Origin of the sequence: Bombiscardovia coagulans, assembly GCF_002259585.1 — a bacterium.
Lineage (GTDB): Bacteria > Actinomycetota > Actinomycetes > Actinomycetales > Bifidobacteriaceae > Bombiscardovia > Bombiscardovia coagulans.
The window spans coordinates 91140-108065 of the sequence record NZ_MWWS01000007.1; the positions used below are offsets into that span (position 1 = coordinate 91140).

The 16926-nt window shown below is 47.7% G+C and carries 12 protein-coding genes and 2 pseudogenes; 1 reads left to right on the top strand and 13 read right to left on the bottom strand.

From position 1 onward, the window contains the following. Positions 1–76: 76 nt before the first annotated feature. The 11 genes and pseudogenes from BOCO_RS06235 to BOCO_RS06280 form a co-directional block, all read right to left on the bottom strand. Positions 77–388 carry a DUF2469 domain-containing protein gene (locus BOCO_RS06235; protein ID WP_094723320.1) on the bottom strand — a complete coding sequence of 104 codons (312 nt, stop codon included), beginning with the start codon at positions 386–388 and terminating at the stop codon, positions 77–79. Continuing rightward, positions 385–1545, bottom strand: coding sequence for a GNAT family N-acetyltransferase (locus tag BOCO_RS06240; RefSeq protein ID WP_094723322.1), 1161 nt, complete (start codon positions 1543–1545; stop codon positions 385–387). The genes BOCO_RS06235 and BOCO_RS06240 overlap by 4 nt, the downstream gene beginning before the upstream one ends. A gap of 90 nt (positions 1546–1635) precedes the next feature. Next, entirely contained in the window at positions 1636–3132 is a 1497-nt protein-coding gene (gene gatB / locus BOCO_RS06245; protein ID WP_094723324.1) for an Asp-tRNA(Asn)/Glu-tRNA(Gln) amidotransferase subunit GatB, read from the bottom strand. Between the two features lie 24 nt (positions 3133–3156). Then, complete coding sequence (gene gatA / locus BOCO_RS06250) at positions 3157–4695, bottom strand: Asp-tRNA(Asn)/Glu-tRNA(Gln) amidotransferase subunit GatA (RefSeq protein ID WP_094723326.1); 1539 nt, start codon at positions 4693–4695, stop codon at positions 3157–3159. Between the two features lie 3 nt (positions 4696–4698). Beyond that, entirely contained in the window at positions 4699–4995 is a 297-nt protein-coding gene (gatC, locus tag BOCO_RS06255; protein WP_094723348.1) for an Asp-tRNA(Asn)/Glu-tRNA(Gln) amidotransferase subunit GatC, read from the bottom strand. Between the two features lie 131 nt (positions 4996–5126). Then, positions 5127–6089 carry a hypothetical protein gene (locus tag BOCO_RS06260; protein WP_094723328.1) on the bottom strand — a complete coding sequence of 321 codons (963 nt, stop codon included), beginning with the start codon at positions 6087–6089 and terminating at the stop codon, positions 5127–5129. 215 nt (positions 6090–6304) lie between these two features. Next, positions 6305–7243 (bottom strand): annotated as a pseudogene (locus tag BOCO_RS06265) (ATP-binding cassette domain-containing protein); the annotation flags it as partial. A 58-nt stretch (positions 7244–7301) separates the two neighbouring features. Further along, entirely contained in the window at positions 7302–7658 is a 357-nt protein-coding gene (locus BOCO_RS07695) for a TrmH family RNA methyltransferase (RefSeq protein WP_476727132.1), read from the bottom strand. Continuing rightward, positions 7640–8093: pseudogene (locus BOCO_RS07700) on the bottom strand (RNA methyltransferase); the annotation flags it as partial. The gene BOCO_RS07695 and the pseudogene BOCO_RS07700, both read right to left, overlap by 19 nt. Before the next feature lie 10 nt (positions 8094–8103). After that, the gene (locus BOCO_RS06275; protein ID WP_211278696.1) at positions 8104–8859 is read right to left on the bottom strand and encodes a type I phosphoribosyltransferase; all 756 of its coding nucleotides are present in this window, start codon (positions 8857–8859) and stop codon (positions 8104–8106) included. Positions 8860–8980: 121 nt separating this feature from the next. Further along, a complete protein-coding gene (locus tag BOCO_RS06280; RefSeq protein ID WP_094723334.1) occupies positions 8981–10339 on the bottom strand; it encodes a DNA recombination protein RmuC in 1359 nt (452 codons plus the stop codon). Positions 10340–10513: 174 nt separating this feature from the next. On the opposite strand from BOCO_RS06280, the gene BOCO_RS06285 reads away from it, so the two are divergent. Further along, positions 10514–12376, top strand: coding sequence for an HAD family hydrolase (locus tag BOCO_RS06285; RefSeq protein ID WP_094723336.1), 1863 nt, complete (start codon positions 10514–10516; stop codon positions 12374–12376). On the opposite strand, the gene clpB is transcribed toward BOCO_RS06285, so the two are convergent. Beyond that, positions 12312–15038, bottom strand: coding sequence for an ATP-dependent chaperone ClpB (clpB, locus tag BOCO_RS06290; protein WP_094723338.1), 2727 nt, complete (start codon positions 15036–15038; stop codon positions 12312–12314). The genes BOCO_RS06285 and clpB overlap by 65 nt on opposite strands. Positions 15039–15257: 219 nt before the next feature. Next, on the bottom strand, positions 15258–16926 hold a 1669-nt coding region (locus BOCO_RS06295), incomplete at its 5' end, for an InlB B-repeat-containing protein (protein ID WP_148140073.1).

A 16926-nucleotide genomic window follows, 5' to 3' on the forward strand; every position in this document is an offset into this window, starting at 1 on the left:
TGAACTACGCTATGAAACTTTAACGAACTGTAGACCCTATTAGATAAAGAATCTTCTATACCTTAGCATAGCTGCCTTACAGTGAATCTGGAATATCAATGTCACTTTTCTGAACTTCCTCTACATTGACGTCCTTGAAGGTTACAATACGGACTTTTTTCACAAAACGGGAAGAACGGTATACGTCCCAAACCCATGCATCTGTAAGCTGAACGTCGAAGTAAACATCCTGGCCAGCTGAGCGTACATTAAAATCGACCTTATTAGCAAGGTAGAAGCGACGCTCAGTCTCCACAACATACGTAAACAGTTTGATAACATCACGGTATTCTCGATAGAGAGCCAGTTCAGCGGCAGTCTCGTAATTGTCTAGATCTTCAGCGCTCAACTGTTACCTCCTGAGTTACCCTTCATATTGTGACCTAAATTGCGCCACCAAGCTCTTTTGGAACTCTTTTTCATATTTGAGTCAGAATAAGCCCATGTTGTAGCATTATCTTCCGTTCCTTCATCAGCTTGCTTATCTTGTCCGCTCTCAGTCTTAACTTCTTCATCAAGTGGAAGCACCACTGTTGTTTCAGTGGTGGTACGATGTTCGCTTTCAACCTGAAACTTTGCTACCTCTGCTGAGTCCTCTCCTCCCATGTGCGTCTTTGAGAAGTGGTCCAGCTCTGCCAATGCAGGCTTTCCGTGATTGTTAGGTTTTACAGGTTCTTCTTCAGTTATTTCTTTTGACCGCCCGGAAGTATTATTATTGCCTTTACGAGTGTTTACAGCATTATCTACACCAGGATTACCTTCTACTAAATGCATACCAAAGGCTTCCAAAGACTGGATCGGATCATACTCATCTGCTAAAGCATCCATGACAATTTGGTCCTGGTACTTACCCCCTTCCTCATCCCAAAGTGCGTCTCGAGATGTACCAGAAAGTACAAATCCAAGGGATTGATAGACTGAAATAGCTCGGGGATTTTTCTCTGGAACAGCCACCCAAATCCTATGCAAGTCGAGACCTTCTGGCGAAGCTGCATACCCATATGTCATCACTCGGGGCATAGCATCACGTGAATACCCACGTCCCCGGAAATCCTTACCTAGCACCACTTGAATTCGCGCCGAACGAGACCATCCGTCAATATCAATTAGGAACACCATACCGATAAGACCATCTGTAGGGCCTGCGATATTCGATTCCGCTCCGTCTGAATCTGTGTGAGCAATCATAGACCAAGCGACCGTACGCCTTGCCTCAGGATCACCAACACCATGCTCATAAGGCGCATTTCCCTTGGACCATGACACTGACCGACGAACCCAAGCATTGACTAAGGCACGTTCTGCCTGCGGGTCTTTGCCGGTAATTCCTGTGGAATTATAGAAGGCTTGCAAGTCGTCCATACGAGTCAAATCAGCAATAGTTGCTGGACGTAGGTGCACCATCTCGCCATTGATATATGGGATATCGATCTGCACTGGTAACTCACGTGTTTCCGTTTCACCGCTCACAGTATCACCAGCTAATTTCTTCACTGCACCCGACATCAGTCACCTCCGAAACCGCTACCACGATGATAACGGGGAGACAGTATACCGCACGCTCCACAAAGAAATCTGTGAAGCGTGCTGGTTACCTCATTTTGCAATGCGTTGCATCACTATTTTATTAACAGTCTTTGCATCAGCCTGTCCCTTGGTGGCTCGCATAACTGCACCAATGATGGCTCCCATAGGCTTCATATTGCCCGCTTGGAGCTTAGCCACAATATCCGGATTAGCTTTCAAAGCATCGTCAACCGCTGCTTCCAGTGCCCCATCGTCTGACACAACCTGATAGCCATGCTTGGCAACTACTTCGCTAGGCTTACCCTCTCCGGATAGAACACCAGATACTGTCTGCTTAGCGAGCTTGTCATTGAGTTGCCCAGACTTAATAAGTTGTTCAACCTCTGCCACATCTTGAGGTGTAATAGGCAACTCTTCCAAGGAAACTCCACGCTCGTTAGCCTCACGAGAAATTTCTCCCAGCCACCACTTTCGCGCACCCGCCGGTTGGGCACCGGCCGCTATAGTTTCTTCAATCAAATCAAGGGCATCAGCATTCAGTGCATCACGCATCTGCAAGTCAGTAAAGCCCCACTCTTCCTTCAACCTGGCACGGCGCTCACGAGGCATCTCAGGCATTTGTTTCCTGAGCTCTTCAATATGATCACGAGTTACGTGCACCATCACCAAGTCAGGATCTGGGAAATAGCGGTAGTCATTAGCATCCGATTTAGCACGACCGCCCGCCGTGGCCTGCTTAGATTCGTCCCAATGACGAGTCTCTTGTAAGACTTCTCCTCCGTCTTCTAAAATGGCCGCCTGCCTGCGGATCTCATACACTAAGGTCTTCTCAATGCCCTTGAATGTATTAACATTCTTTGTCTCTGACCTTGTTCCTAGCGGCTCACCCTTCTTGTGCAGAGAAATGTTCACATCAGCACGCATATTTCCTTGCTCCATGCGGGCGTGAGAAATGTTGAGTGCACGAACGATATCCCGAATGGCTCGCACATAAGCACCTGCCACTTCAGGAGTACGTTCACCGGCACCCGCTATGGGCTTCGTCACAATCTCAATCAGGGGCACACCAGCACGGTTATAGTCCACTAAGGAATGGTTAGCGCCCTCAATTCGTCCATCGGAACCACCTAAATGTGTGTTTTTACCTGCATCGTCTTCCACATGAGCACGCTCAATATCCACACGGAAGACAGAACCATCATCAAGCTCCACATCAAGGTAGCCTTCACCATTGAGAGGTTTATCGAACTGGGAAATCTGATAATCCCTAGGCATGTCCGGATAGAAATAGTTTTTACGCGCAAACTGACTCCACTCAGCAATATCGCAGTGCAGGGCCAAACCCAACTTGATGGCGTAGTCAATTGCAGTTTTATTTACCACTGGAAGAGATCCCGGTAGACCTAACGATACCGGAGTCAGCTGGGAATTAGGTTCTCCACCAAACTCTATGTGCGCTGGGCAGAAGAGCTTAGTATTAGTAGATAACTCCACATGTACTTCCAAGCCGAAGACTGGGTCATACTTGGCCACAGCATCGGTATACTTCATCAGTTTTTCAGCCATTTGAACTTCCTTGCCTTCCGATGCTTACTTGTTCTCACCCAGCCATGGGGTTTTCATACTCTGGTATATAGAACCACCCCACTGCTTTTCGAGCGCTGCTTCTAGAGCAGCAGCTGGCTTGTACATGACATCATCACGCATTTGAGGAGCAAAGAATTGGAAGCCAACAGGCAGTCCATCCTTTGAAAGACCAGCAGGAATAGACATAGCAGGGGAACCAGCCATGTTTGCGGGAATTGTCGCCACATCGCTCAAGTACATAGCCAATGGGTCGTCCATACGTTCACCAAACTTGAAAGCTGTTGTCGGTGAAGCTGGAGAAATCAACACATCTGCCTGCTTGAATGCCGCTTCCAAATCACGGATGATAAGTGTGCGCACCTTTTGAGCAGAACCATACCAAGCATCATAATAGCCGGCAGACAGAGCATAAATTCCCAGAATTATGCGGCGCTTAACCTCATCACCGAAACCAGCTTCACGGGTAACGGCCATCATGTTAGCTGCTGTTTGTTCCATTCCCTCGGGCGGCATAACTCGTAATCCGTACCGCATACCGTCATACCGAGCGAGATTGGAAGATACCTCAGAAGGCATGATGATGTAATAAGCAGCTAAGGCGTATGAGAAGTGAGGGCAAGAAACCTCAACGACTTCTGCTCCCATATCTTGCAAAAGCTGAACGCCTTCGTTAAAGCGAGCCTCAACGTCAGGCTGATAGCCTTTGCCTCCCAACTCCTTAACTAATCCAACTTTCATACCATGTAGGTCCATCCTTGCTCCCTCGCGTGCAGCCTGTGCTAGCGGAGGTATTGGCTTTGGGATGGAAGTGGAATCTCTTCGATCATAACCACCGATCACTTCTTGAAGAAGGGCAGCGTCCAATACTGTACGAGCGACGGGACCAACCTGATCCAAGGATGAAGCCATAGCAATAGCACCATAACGAGAGACCCCACCATACGTAGGTTTGACGCCTACAGTACCGGTAAGAGCAGAAGGCTGGCGAATGGAGCCGCCCGTGTCAGTACCCAAAGCTAACGGAGATTCGAAGGCACCGACAGCTGCGGCTGAACCACCACCAGAGCCGCCTGGAACACAGTCCGTATCCCAAGGATTACAAGTACGTTTGAAAGCAGAGTGCTCGGTAGAGGATCCTTGAGCAAATTCGTCAAGATTAGTTTTACCAAGGATTGGCATACCAGCAGCTTTGAGTTTCTCTACCACAGTCGCATCGTAGGGAGGTATCCAGCCTTCCAGGATCTTAGAGGCTGCTGTGGTAGGAATGCCTTTAGTGACAATCATGTCTTTGATAGCAACTGGCACACCTGCCAACTCAGGCAAACTCTCAGCATCACCCGATGCAAGCTTCTTATCAACATCATCAGCTTGTGCAAGCGCCTCATCACGAGAGACATGCAGGAAGGCATCGATACTTGGCTCAGCTGCTTCAATAACCTCTAATTCCGCTTCTACTAGCTCTCGGGAGGAAATGTCTCTTGAACGTATTTTCTCAGCCATCTGTGCCGCAGACAGCCGCACGAGTTCTTGTGTATTAGTCATTCCTCACTCTTCCCCTAGGATGCGTGGGGCTACAAACATGCCCGCTTCGGTCTCAGGAGCACCTGCTAGCGCTTCCTTTTGGCTCAGAGGCTCCTCTGCTTCATCAGGCCTCAAATAAGCCTCTATTGGAATTGGGTTAGCAGTGGGTGGTACGTCACTGCCAGCCACCTCCTGCACTTTAGTAATCGATTCAGCTATAACGTTGAGTTCACCTTTAAGACGTTCAATTTCCCCATCCGTCAAGGCAATCTGGGCTAAACGCCCCAAATTCTCAATCTCTTCACGTGTAAATGTAGGCATAGCAACCATACTATGCGTTTCGCGTGACACCCGTACGCCACATAGATAACATGAAAGAAGTCCTAGTAAACTGCAGCGATAGCGAATTTACCAGGACTTCTCAGAAGTAACTATGTGTAATAGGAACTTGACTACTTTATGTCGCGGCGGTCAAGAACTACTGCTCCACAGATGTAGAAGATCACAGTCCAGACCAAGAGCAAGAGACCTGACTGCCACCAAGAGGGGTAGAAACCAGACACCGGACCATTGTGTACATCATTGAGGCCACCAGCTAGGAAAGTGGACATCAACTGCAGCGGCATCAATCTGCCCAGGGTTTGCAGCCATGCAAAGGCATTACCAAGATTGGATAGGATAGCTACAGCTGCGGGCAAAAACATATCAATAGCAATAAGTACAAAAACTCCAGCTACCGTTGACCGACACAAAGCTCCGATACCAATCGCCATAACCACAAATAAGACATCAACTATGGGCGCGCCCAAAATACTTACCCAAGGAAGGGCACTTAGCTCAGACTTGAGATGAGAAGTTGTAATACCACGGAAAATTAACCCTACAGCTGTCCAAGAAAGTAGAATACCAAGCTGAGTCGAACACCACGTAAAGACTGATGCAACGATTGCTTTAGCTCCTAACACCATATTACGGTGAGGATTAGCAGTTAAAGTAGCATCAATCGAAGTAGAAACAAATTCAGAAGTGATGCTCATCACTCCGAAGATACCTACCACTATCGTTGTTACCGTAACAAAAGTAGTTATCGATTGCCATGGCACAGAAGCTGGAATAGGCATGGCCTCACCCTTGCCACCTTCAGCCTCCATACTTAGCCTAGCTGCCAATTGCACAGACCACGCAGCTAAGGCAGCCCCCATAGGTATAAGCAAAGCGTTAATAATTAACAAGATCCATGTGGATTTCAAACTAGTAAATTTGATATATTCACTGCGAATGCAGTGCCACAAACTCACATGAACCCGCTGACTCATCTCGGAACGAGATGTCTGATAGTTACCGGCAGAATCCTGGCTGACATTTCCAGTTGGAGCGTTCATGCTTGCATCACCTGGCATAGTAGGTTGACTCATCGCGCACCTCCTTCCTCGTTCTGGTTACCTGTTTGATTACCAATCTCATTTGGGTACTGCTGCGTTGATGGTCTGGCATCGGGCGGTATGTGTTGAGGAATCGGCATAGCTGGCATCTGAGACTGAACTGGAGGCTGCTGATAGCTATTGGGAGCACTCGATATAGGCTGCGAATGAGGTTGTACTGGCTGAGCTTGATAGTGCGTTGATTCTGGTGTAGGCAGGGGGGCTGTCTTATATTCCTCTTGCCCATGAGTCAAAGCCATGTAAGCTTCCTCGAGGGATGCTTGCTCCTCATGTATCTCATACAGAGCAATCTGCTGAGCTGCCGCCATCTGTGCCAACTGCTTTAGCTCCATACCAGTAACTCTCAAGATTTGAGCACCTGAAGAATCTTGAACATTCGATGGAAGCAATTGGAAAGCAACCCCTGGCTGCCCCTGTAACAGTCCTTGCAAGCGATTGACCTCAGGCGTCGCTACACGAATCGCATGGGACGAGTGTTCAGATATGAACTGTGTAACTGTTGTACGTTCTAAAATATGACCCTTCCCAATAATGACCAAGTTATCAGCAGTTTGTGCCACTTCGCTCATGAGATGAGAACTCAAGAGTACACATTTGCCTTGTGAAGCATAAAAACGGCAAAGTTGACGAACCCACAAAACACCTTCGGGGTCCAACCCATTGACTGGCTCATCAAAAAGCAGGTTCTGAGGATCACCGAGAAGCGCGGCAGCTATAGAAAGTCTTTGACCCATACCTAACGAAAAAGAACCTACCTTTTTCTTAGCTACCGAAGTGATGCCAGCGAGTTCCATCACCTCATCCACTCGATGCTTAGAAATACCATTGCTCAAAGCTAGAGCTTCTAAATGAGCTCGGGCCGTGCGATTCTTATGAGCTGAACGAGGATTCAAGACAGCACCAACTTCTCTCATCGGAGAGCTCATCTGTCTAAAGGGTTTACCATCAATAAGGGCAGTGCCCGAAGTAGGGCGAATCAACCCTAGAGCCGCCCGCATAGTGGTTGATTTTCCAGCGCCGTTCGGTCCTAGAAAACCCGTGACCTTACCATCTTCAGCAGTAAAGGACACATCATCTATGGCGTTCTTTGCACCAAATATCTTTGTCAGATGCTCAATAGTTATCATCTACAAAGCATAGCATTCCCTTACTTCCAATTCATAACTTATTCCATACGTACATCAACTACCCCTGGAAGTGTTGAGATACCCATGCATGCATAGCCACAGCAGCAGCAGCTCCGGCATTGATAGAACGAACTGATCCGAACTGAGAAATGTAGACTACAGTATCTGCCAAATCAAGCGCCGTCTGAGAGAGCCCTGGTCCTTCAGCGCCAAAAAGGAGGAGGCAGCGCTCAGGGAACTTATACGTCTCAATCGGCACAGCACCTGGCACAATATCGAGAGCAATCACCCTAGCTTCAGAGGCAACCCGAGCTGTAGCCAGCAAAGCATCACGTTCCGCTTGATGATCCGTATTGTGGGCTTGAACAGTTAAGCTATGCACTTCCTCTTGCCGATCGTTGCGCCAGTTGGTCACTAAGCTCTCGATGGTTGGATGGTGCTCCACATGCTGGTACAGTTCGGTCATCAGCGAACCCTTGCGGTTCCACTTATGGGGACCAACAATATGAACCTTCGCCGCGCCGAAAGCATTAGCCGAACGAACCATAGAACCGATATTGAAATCGTGAGTCCAGTTTTCTACCGCTACCTCGAATCCATTCCGCCCTCGAAGATCTAAGTCTGCGCGTATGGCTTCCACTTTCCAATAGCGGTAGCGGTCTAGTATGTTACGCCTGTCTCCATTATCGAGCAGGTCAGGATCCATGCGTGAATCATAGTTTGGAGCCTCCGGATTATCTGGCCTAACCTGACCGGAATGTTCCTGGGCCCAAGGCCCCACGCCAATTTCACGAAATATGGGTTCGCCAGAGTCCATAGCCGCCTGCGTAATCGGGTTTGGTTTAGTCATGCAACCCCTTTTACCTCATCTGTTCACAGTCATTGTCTGCTGATTGACTTTCTCCCACATCAGGTTCAAACAGACTTTCATCGAAGGCACATACAAACGGTATCATCTGTTCATGAGCGTCTATCGGGTCAACAATCTTTATAGCTGTTCGCAGAGGATCTTCTGCTAACTGTTGCGATGGAGAAGATACAGAATCAGACGATTCACGGATACCAATTCCTCCGACCAAGGAAATAACTGCGACTATGCTGGCACCTTGTCTGCTCACAATCCCACAATCTAAACTTAACTCATTGCCGTTGCGCAAGGTGACTAACGATGACGTCTGCACATATGATTTTTCACTGAGCCAAGCATCCAAGAGCAATACTCTCTTGCCAGCGATAGAAGGACCCTTAATTGAAGGGTATACAAAATCCATAACAAAAGCGTTTAACTTCTGTCCTCGCTGGGTAGCAGCATGGAGCACGGCATCAACGAGTGGTACTGCAGCAGCTGTGAGGGCACCAACTGCATCGAAATCTGCTGCGGAATAGCCAGCCTCCTGTAAAGCATCTAAAAGTACTTGACCGGCTAGTTCTGCACCCCTGTGATGAAAAGTAACACCCGCAAGCTCAGTAAAAGGCCTTCCGTTAATCTCTACCGCGAGCATGTTCTGCAATTCCTTGCGAGCTTCTGCTACTCCCAGCTTGCAGACACAGTCACCATCAGCTGATGCTACTGCGTTACTGGTCCGTGAATCGTTTTTCTGGCTCTGTACCGTCATAACTGTAGCTTATCGCAAGACCGAAAATAACTCATTCTTTTTAATCTCCCGGCATTTTATGTTCTAGTTACTACTCACCACGACCAAACAACAGCGCTCATCCTGTAGGTCCGGATAGTCATCACAAGAAGTCAGATCCCAATGACGACTGTGTCTCAGGTGCTGTAAGTTCGCGCACATCTGCTTGCTCGGAATCAATAAGATTGACCTGATCGATAATTTTCGTAGGCTCCAGATTCTGTAGTTTCCTTGCAGTAACTAACACACGACTCTCTAGAGTTGTAGCGAAAGCATTATAGGCCTTAGCTGTCCTGGTTATAGCAGTTCCCAAGGCATTCGCTTTGGTACCCAAAGTAGCAAAGCGCTCATACAGTTCACGGGTAAGAGAAAACAGCTGCTTAGCATCGTCAGTGAGGGACTGCTGCTGCCAGGCGTAAGCTACTGATTTCAACACTGCCCAGAGGGTCACTGGTGAAGTCAAAGCAACCTTCTGAGCAAAGGCATCATCCATCAACGAAGGATCAGCTTCCAAAGCAGCCTGAAGCAAGGATTCACTTGGGATAAAAGCAACTACGAAATCAGGAGTGATGTCAAATGCGTTCCAATATTCTTTATCAGCTAAAGCTTTGACATGGTCGCGTAAGGCTTTGGCGTGTGCTTTCAACAGCTCTTGCTTACGAGCTAATTCTTCAGCAGACGCAGTATCGGAAATCTCACAAGCACGCTGGTAGTCAGAAAAAGGAGCTTTAGCATCAATTGGTATAGTTTTCCCTCCAGGCAGGTGAACTACCATATCAGGTCGCAGAACCCTGCCATCAGAAGCTGTTACCACTACCTGGGTATCGAAATCTACATGCTCAATGAGCCCAGCAGATTCTACGATATTCTTGAGTTGAGCTTCACCCCATGAACCACGAACCTTGTTATTACGAAGGGCTGAAGCCAATGAGCTAGTTTCCTTGTCCAGCTTTCCCTGTTGCTCACCGAGGCTCTTTAACTGTTGTCCTAGAGCCCCCATCTCTTGCTTGCGCCCCTCTTCAATCTGAGCGACCTTATGTTGTAAAGCGTCCAAATTCTTCTGCACGGGAGCTAGGGCAGAAAGTACTTTGCTCTGCTCTTGTAAGGCGTCAGCCTGCTGCTTACGCTTCTCTTCTTCACGGGCCTGAGCTTGTTCTCGCTCATGAGCTAAACGCATCTGCTCTGCCTGCTGAGCCTGAGCGAGCTGGGATTTCAGAAAAGAGACTTGCTCGGTTGTAGCCTCAAATTGTGTCTTGTACTGCACCACTTTCCCCTGCATTTGAGCCAATTGTTCTCTCAACTGGTCAACTAAATCGTCTGTATCTCGACTTGCCTGCTGCTGAGTTGTTTGCAGAGCCTCACGCGCGCGAGCTTTACCTAGACTCATCCCAAGCACAAGACCTATTACCAAGGCACAGATTACCGCTGCAAGAAGGATGATCACAGAGACAGTATCGAACATATGTTCTAGACAATCACAAGACTTAGACGAATACCAACCAATTCGTTTTTTCCGCAATGATTCACGGCATTATGCACATTTATACTTTTGATTGGAGGACAATAGAGAACAGCACAGTATGAATGACAGCCCGTTAGGCAACTCATTCGTAGGCCCAGCCAATAAGGAGGCCCCATGGGAATCGACATATTTCTGACCGTCGCCGACATTCTCATAGCAGCAGCATTAACATGGTTCATTATTTGGTATTTCCTCCTGCACCAACACGAAACAGAGAGCAACGACCAAGCTCATGGCTTCTTAGATACACAAGGGTCAGGAAAAGTAATTCAAGACAGCATGACGCACGATGAGCGTATACACCGCTTACGGATGAAGAGCCAGCAGACCAAGAAGCTAACTCTTATTTCAGCCGTTCTAACAGCACCCGTCTTACTCATAGACTTGTGCACCCTGCTAAACCCTGCTGTCTTGCCAGCATGGCTTACAAGCCCCTGGATTCAAGCAATTGTGATTACTCCAGTCGTTTTCTATTGCGGCAGACCTATATATGCCGATGGCTGGCAACAGTTGCGGCACAGCCAAACAAACCTAAGTTCCTTAGTCACAATTGCCACAGCACTTGCCTATACGTACAGCCTTACAGCTTGTGCTTTTACCAATTTACTTCCCACAGGGTCCCAGCAACCATATTTTGATGTAATTGGAACGATTACCACTTTGGCACTATTTGCTAGTCTCAGCGAGCAAAATGCTCGTCTCCGTGCATTGACCGGTAAACTCTTCCTCAACAAAACTACGAATCACATATTCACCAATCACCCAGATACCTCTCATCAAATCTCATCGCAGTTCGAGGGAATTATCTATAGGGCACTTTCCAGCAAATCTGATAGCCAAAGTCAAGCTAACAAGTTCTTATCCAAAGCCGAACCAATCGTAATGATTATAGCTGTGTGGACATTTATGATCTGGCTTCTTGTAGGCCCACAACCGCACCTTGCTCATGCAGTAGCCAATGCTGTATCCGTACTGATTATCGCCTGTCCAACTGCTATTGCAGTCTCTATACCATTGTCTTTTACAACAGCCTTAAGTTCCGGTTTGAACCACGGCATATTATATACTTCATACCAAGCCATGAATCAGCTAGCAGCCACACAGACTGTCGTTATCGATGAATCTGCTATAGGTACCACGATTCAATCCGATACCGGCCAGCCATCATTTGCCGAACTAGCAAGAACCAGCACCCATTTGCGGGGCATAGGAGTCACCTCTGTAGTTCTAGAAAAAGAGAACTCCGATACATCACAACAAGGTGACTATATCGAGAAAGCCGCCCGGGAAGCTGGTGTCGATTTCCTCTTTACCGGTGTAGACCACAAGCGCAAAGCCCACTGGACACAGCGCTTTAGCAATGACTTGCATCGCATGGTAGAAATGGAACCAACCACCAATTCAAATAACAGCAAGAGTGCAGGTTTCATTGCCTTTGCAGCAGCAGCTGGAGCAGAACCACAAGCACAGTCAGCTGCTCAAACACATATTGTTTTATCCCCTGATCTGTCCCCCTTGGCAGGCAATGCACAGGCTCATCCGGAAGAGAGTATCGACCTTCTCCTACAAACCGGGAATTTAGATGGGATTGCACAGGCCATTGAATTAGCCCGAGCAAGCAAAAAAGTTAGCCACCTCAACCTTATATGGGCATACACGTATAACCTGCTAGCGGTGCTGCTAGCTACTGGAATTACATATCCAGTTTGGGGATGGATGCTTAACCCCATGGTGGCACCTGTTGCGACTCTTATTGCTGCCATAATACCGATTGGTAATCTCTTACTGCTTGGCAAACATACAAGATTGAGTAAGCGCTGGCATTTCCTAGCACAGGCTAAACCTGAAGAGCTACCCACATTGGCAGCCAGGCGCCCACAAATCATTGCAGACGCCGACCGCACCTATAACCTCAGTTCTGAGAATGCTGAGTGGCACCCTGCTGACCACCCTGTTCCTGACCAGACTCGTCAGTAGCAACACTGTCCACCTGGATATCGTCAGCCACTAATTGGTCAGTAGACCATGCGGAGAGCTCTAAGTGTTCGCCGCCAGTCTGATCAACCAGTACTGTATCTCCATCATGCACCTTGCCAGCCAGCAGCATTCGCGCCAACTGATCACCCACTTCAGTTTGCACCAATCGACGTAGTGGTCTAGCCCCATAGGCTGGATCATATCCCATGTTGGCTAACCATTCACGGGCCGAATTCGACACATCGAGTGTGATGCGACGATCAGTCAAGCGACTAGCCACTTGCTGAACCTGAATATCAACGATGCTGCCTAGCTCTTCACGAGTAAGTGGATGGAAGACAATAAGATCATCGAGACGATTGATGAACTCAGGCTTAAAGGAGGCATGAACCATGTCCATGACAGCCTTGTGCTGAGCCTCAGCATCCATCTGTTCATCCACCAAATACTGTGAACCTAAGTTAGAGGTCATAATCAAAATGGTGTTCTTAAAGTCAACCGTCCTACCTTGACCATCCGTTAAGCGCCCATCATCAAGCACCTGCAAGAGTATGTCGAAAACCTCAGGGTTGGCCTTTTCAACCTCATCAAAAAGCACCACTGAATATGGACGCCTGCGCACAGCTTCCGTCAGCTGTCCTCCCTCTTCATACCCGACGTAGCCTGGAGCGGCACCTATGAGACGAGAAACAGAAGCCTTTTCCATGTATTCAGACATATCTATTCTTATCATGGCTTTCTCATCATCAAAGAGGAAATCCGCAAGAGCTTTAGCCAGCTCAGTCTTACCAACACCCGTAGGCCCTAAGAACATGAAGGAACCAGTGGGGCGGTCAGGGTCTGATATTCCTGCACGCGAGCGCCGGACAGCATCGGAGACAGCTTGAATCGCTTCTGATTGTCCAATAACCTTCTTGCTCAAGTAGTCTTCCATATGCAAGAGTTTTTCGTTCTCACCTTGCATGAGGCGGCCTACTGGAATACCAGTCCAGTCCGCAACAATCTCAGCCACTGAGTCGGCATCCACATGGTCAGGAACCATGGGTTCTTGCTCTTCGTTACTGCTATCAGCCTCAGTTCCACTAGCGGTTTTGTCCTTATCTGCTTCGCTTTCTGCCTGAGCTAATTGCTTGCGGATAGTGGGAATCTCACCGTACAGAAGTCTCGAAGCCTTCTCCAAATCACCTTCACGGGTGGCTTTATCTGCTTCAACTCGCAGAGCATCGAGCTGGGCACGCAAATCACCTACCTTATTGTGCCCTGCCTTCTCCTGCTCCCAACGAGACTTGAGACCAGAGAGTTTCTCTTTGGTGTCAGCGAGTTCAGCCTGCAACTTCTTCAACCGATCTTGAGACGACAAATCGTCTGCTTTTTTCAGCTGCATCTCTTCCATCTCAAGACGGGTAACTTTACGCTGGAGTTCATCAATTTCTTCTGGCTGCGAATCCAATTCCATCCGCAAATGCGCAGCTGCTTCATCAACCAGATCAATGGCTTTATCAGGAAGCTGGCGCCCAGTAATATACCGATTAGATAAGGTGGCGGCAGCAACTAACGCATCGTCTCCTATAGTCACTTTGTGATGGGCTTCATACCGCTGCTTTAACCCGCGAAGAATAGCGATAGTATCCTCTACTGATGGCTCACCGACAAAGACTTGCTGGAAGCGTCGTTCTAGAGCGGGATCTTTTTCAATATTTTCCCTATACTCATCCAGCGTTGTCGCACCAATAAGGCGAAGTTCTCCGCGTGCCAACATCGGTTTGAGCATGTTGCCAGCATCCATTGACCCTTCGCTAGCACCAGCACCAACAATTGTGTGAATCTCATCAATAAAAGTAATTATCTGCCCATTAGCTGCCTTTATTTCATTGAGTACAGCCTTAAGACGCTCCTCGAATTCACCACGATATTTGGAACCTGCAACCATCGACGACAGGTCTAGAGAGATTAATCTCTTTCCCTCGAGACCTGTGGGAACGTCTCCTGCCACAATCCGCTGCGCTAGCCCCTCAACTACAGCAGTTTTTCCGACGCCTGGCTCACCGATCAATACAGGATTATTTTTAGTACGCCGCGACAATATCTGAATCACCCTACGGATTTCTTGGTCACGACCGATAACTGGATCTAACTTACCTTCTTTTGCTTGAGCAGTGAGATCAATTGAGTATTTTTCCAGTGCTTTGTATGTACCTTCAGCGTCCTGACTGGTTACCTTAGCATTTCCACGAATTTCTGGGATAGCCTTGCGTAGAGTTTCAGCAGTGGCACCAGATTGTTTCAAAATTGTGGATGCCTGAGCATCTCCTTCTGCTATAGCTATAAGCAGATGCTCAGTAGAAACATATTCATCTCCCATTCGACGCATTTCTTGTTCAGCATCCGATAAGACCTTAGTTAGCTGACGGCTTGCTGATGGCTGTGCTGAGCTTGCACTTGATGCCGAAGGCAGAGCAACTAATGCATTGCGAACAGCAGCACCGATGGTTTGAGGATCAGCACCGACTGCCTGCAAGAGGCTAGGCACGACTCCTGATTGCTGTCGGATCAACGAATCCAGCAGGTGCAATGTATCTACCTGTGGGTTACCTGCCGCAGATGCAGACTGTATAGCATCTCCCAAGGCCTCTTGAGCCATGGTGGTAAAGTTGTGTTCCATTCTTCCTCCAAGCGCTGATGGTCCTGCCTACTCTTTATGCAAGACCCTTTTGTCTTTATCTACCAAAGTCAACCAGAGTTTCATATCATCTATTCCCAAAACTTGAGTTGTTGTCACTCAAGTTTTATGGTAAGGGTATCTATAAAAGATAGCAAAGGCCCTCAGGATATAAACCTGAGGGCCTTTGAACTTACTGCTTTTTATTGGCAATAACTGGTTTTACTTAGCTGAACGCTTTCGTGAAATCCACATGGCAGCTAAAGCAGCCACTAACATGGTCAAACCAAGGCCAAGGACTCCTAATACATCAGAACCAGTTCTGGCAAGAATGCCTGGATCCTCCTGCGAAGGCGCTGACTCGGTCGCAGAACCGACAGTCTTAGGGGTATCCCTTGGAGCTACATCTGGATCTACATTTGTAGCTGGATCCTTAGCACTATGCCCCTGAGCACCATCACTGTGAGAAGCCGATCCGGAGGAAGAAGCTGGTACATCTATCTTCTGCCATTGAGCATATACTTTAGTATTTGCCTTAATCTTGGTCGAGAAGTCAAATGGGTTCTTACCTTCTGGATCAAGAGTCCAGCCGAGGAACTTAAAGCCTTCACGAGTAGGACCTGCGGGCTTATTTGCTGGCTTTTTGTACTGAACATGCTGCTCATTAACAGCTGAACCACCTTGTGGATCAAACGTCACTGTGTTCTCGATAGGCTTCCATACTGCGTAGAGAGTTGTACCATCAGGCACGGGAGTGGAGAAATCATAAGGCTTTGACCCATCTGGAGTCAGAGACCAACCCACAAACGTTGAACCTTCTAGTTTTGGATCTACAGGCTTGTCAGGAAGACCAGTGGAATTGATTCCAGTGGTTACGACAGGCTTTTCTGTCTGTTCATCGAAGTGAACTTTGGCTTTCGTCCACTGCCCGTAGACTGTGATGTTGCCAGTAACTGGGGTGTCAAACGTGTAAGGGTGCTTACCTTCTTTGTCTGTAGTCCAGCCTGCAAAGACATAGCCTGGTTTATTTCCTACTTCAGTAGGCTTGGTGGCCTTATCTTGGTATTCCACAGTCTGCGATGCAGGATTGGCTACCTGAGGATCTTGCGTATCAAAGGAAACGGTGTACTGATTCTTTTTCCACTGAGCATAAACAGTGGTGGCATCTTGAATTCCAGTATTAGCAAAATCAAACGGTATCGTACCAGCTTGATCAGCTGTCCAGCCAAGGAAAGTATACCCGTTCTTTGTTGGGTCACTTGGCTTATTTGCTTTATCTTCAAACAAAACACTCTGGTTTTGCGCTGCTGGAGTACCATCTACAGCGTCCACAAACTTCACCGGGAAGGGAAGCTTTTCCCATTGGGCGTAGAGTTTGACATCACCAGTTACAGGTGTATTAGCGAAATCATAATATGGTCCTCCAGGAGCATTCTGACTTGTAGACCAGCCGAGGAACTTATAACCGTGAGCACTTGGATCAGTGGGTTGAGTAACTCTACCATCATGTACTATTTCAGAGGAAGCAGGAGGGGTAACACCTGGTAACTGTGTGTCATACGAAACTGTGTACTTGTTAGGAACCCATCCTAAATGCACCTGAGTCATCGAATCAAATACTGTACTTTCTGGAATACAATCTGCCTTAGAAGTGTCAATTTTCCAGCATGGTGTATAACCTGGCTTGCTCACTTTAGGAAATGTGACAGTTGACGGTGTTCCACCGTTAGTAATCTGAGTCGGGAAAGGCGTTGCCCCTGGTTCCGTTGTAGTAATTTCATTACCAGCCTCATCCAAGAATTCTACCTTGGCAAGGACATTTTGGTTAACAGTGCCCTGAAAATTACCTTTACCCTTAATATTTTTAGCTTCAAAGCTTAAAGAGTATCTT

Coding starts and splice junctions, on each gene's coding strand:
- BOCO_RS06240 (WP_094723322.1), bottom strand. CDS start 1,545: ATGTCGGGTGCAGTGAAGAAATTAGCTGGTGATACTGTGAGCGGTGAA.
- gatB (WP_094723324.1), bottom strand. CDS start 3,132: ATGGCTGAAAAACTGATGAAGTATACCGATGCTGTGGCCAAGTATGAC.
- gatA (WP_094723326.1), bottom strand. CDS start 4,695: ATGACTAATACACAAGAACTCGTGCGGCTGTCTGCGGCACAGATGGCT.
- gatC (WP_094723348.1), bottom strand. CDS start 4,995: ATGCCTACATTTACACGTGAAGAGATTGAGAATTTGGGGCGTTTAGCC.
- BOCO_RS06260 (WP_094723328.1), bottom strand. CDS start 6,089: ATGAGTCAACCTACTATGCCAGGTGATGCAAGCATGAACGCTCCAACT.
- BOCO_RS06275 (WP_211278696.1), bottom strand. CDS start 8,859: ATGACGGTACAGAGCCAGAAAAACGATTCACGGACCAGTAACGCAGTA.
- BOCO_RS06280 (WP_094723334.1), bottom strand. CDS start 10,339: ATGTTCGATACTGTCTCTGTGATCATCCTTCTTGCAGCGGTAATCTGT.
- BOCO_RS06285 (WP_094723336.1), top strand. CDS start 10,514: ATGGGAATCGACATATTTCTGACCGTCGCCGACATTCTCATAGCAGCA.
- clpB (WP_094723338.1), bottom strand. CDS start 15,038: ATGGAACACAACTTTACCACCATGGCTCAAGAGGCCTTGGGAGATGCT.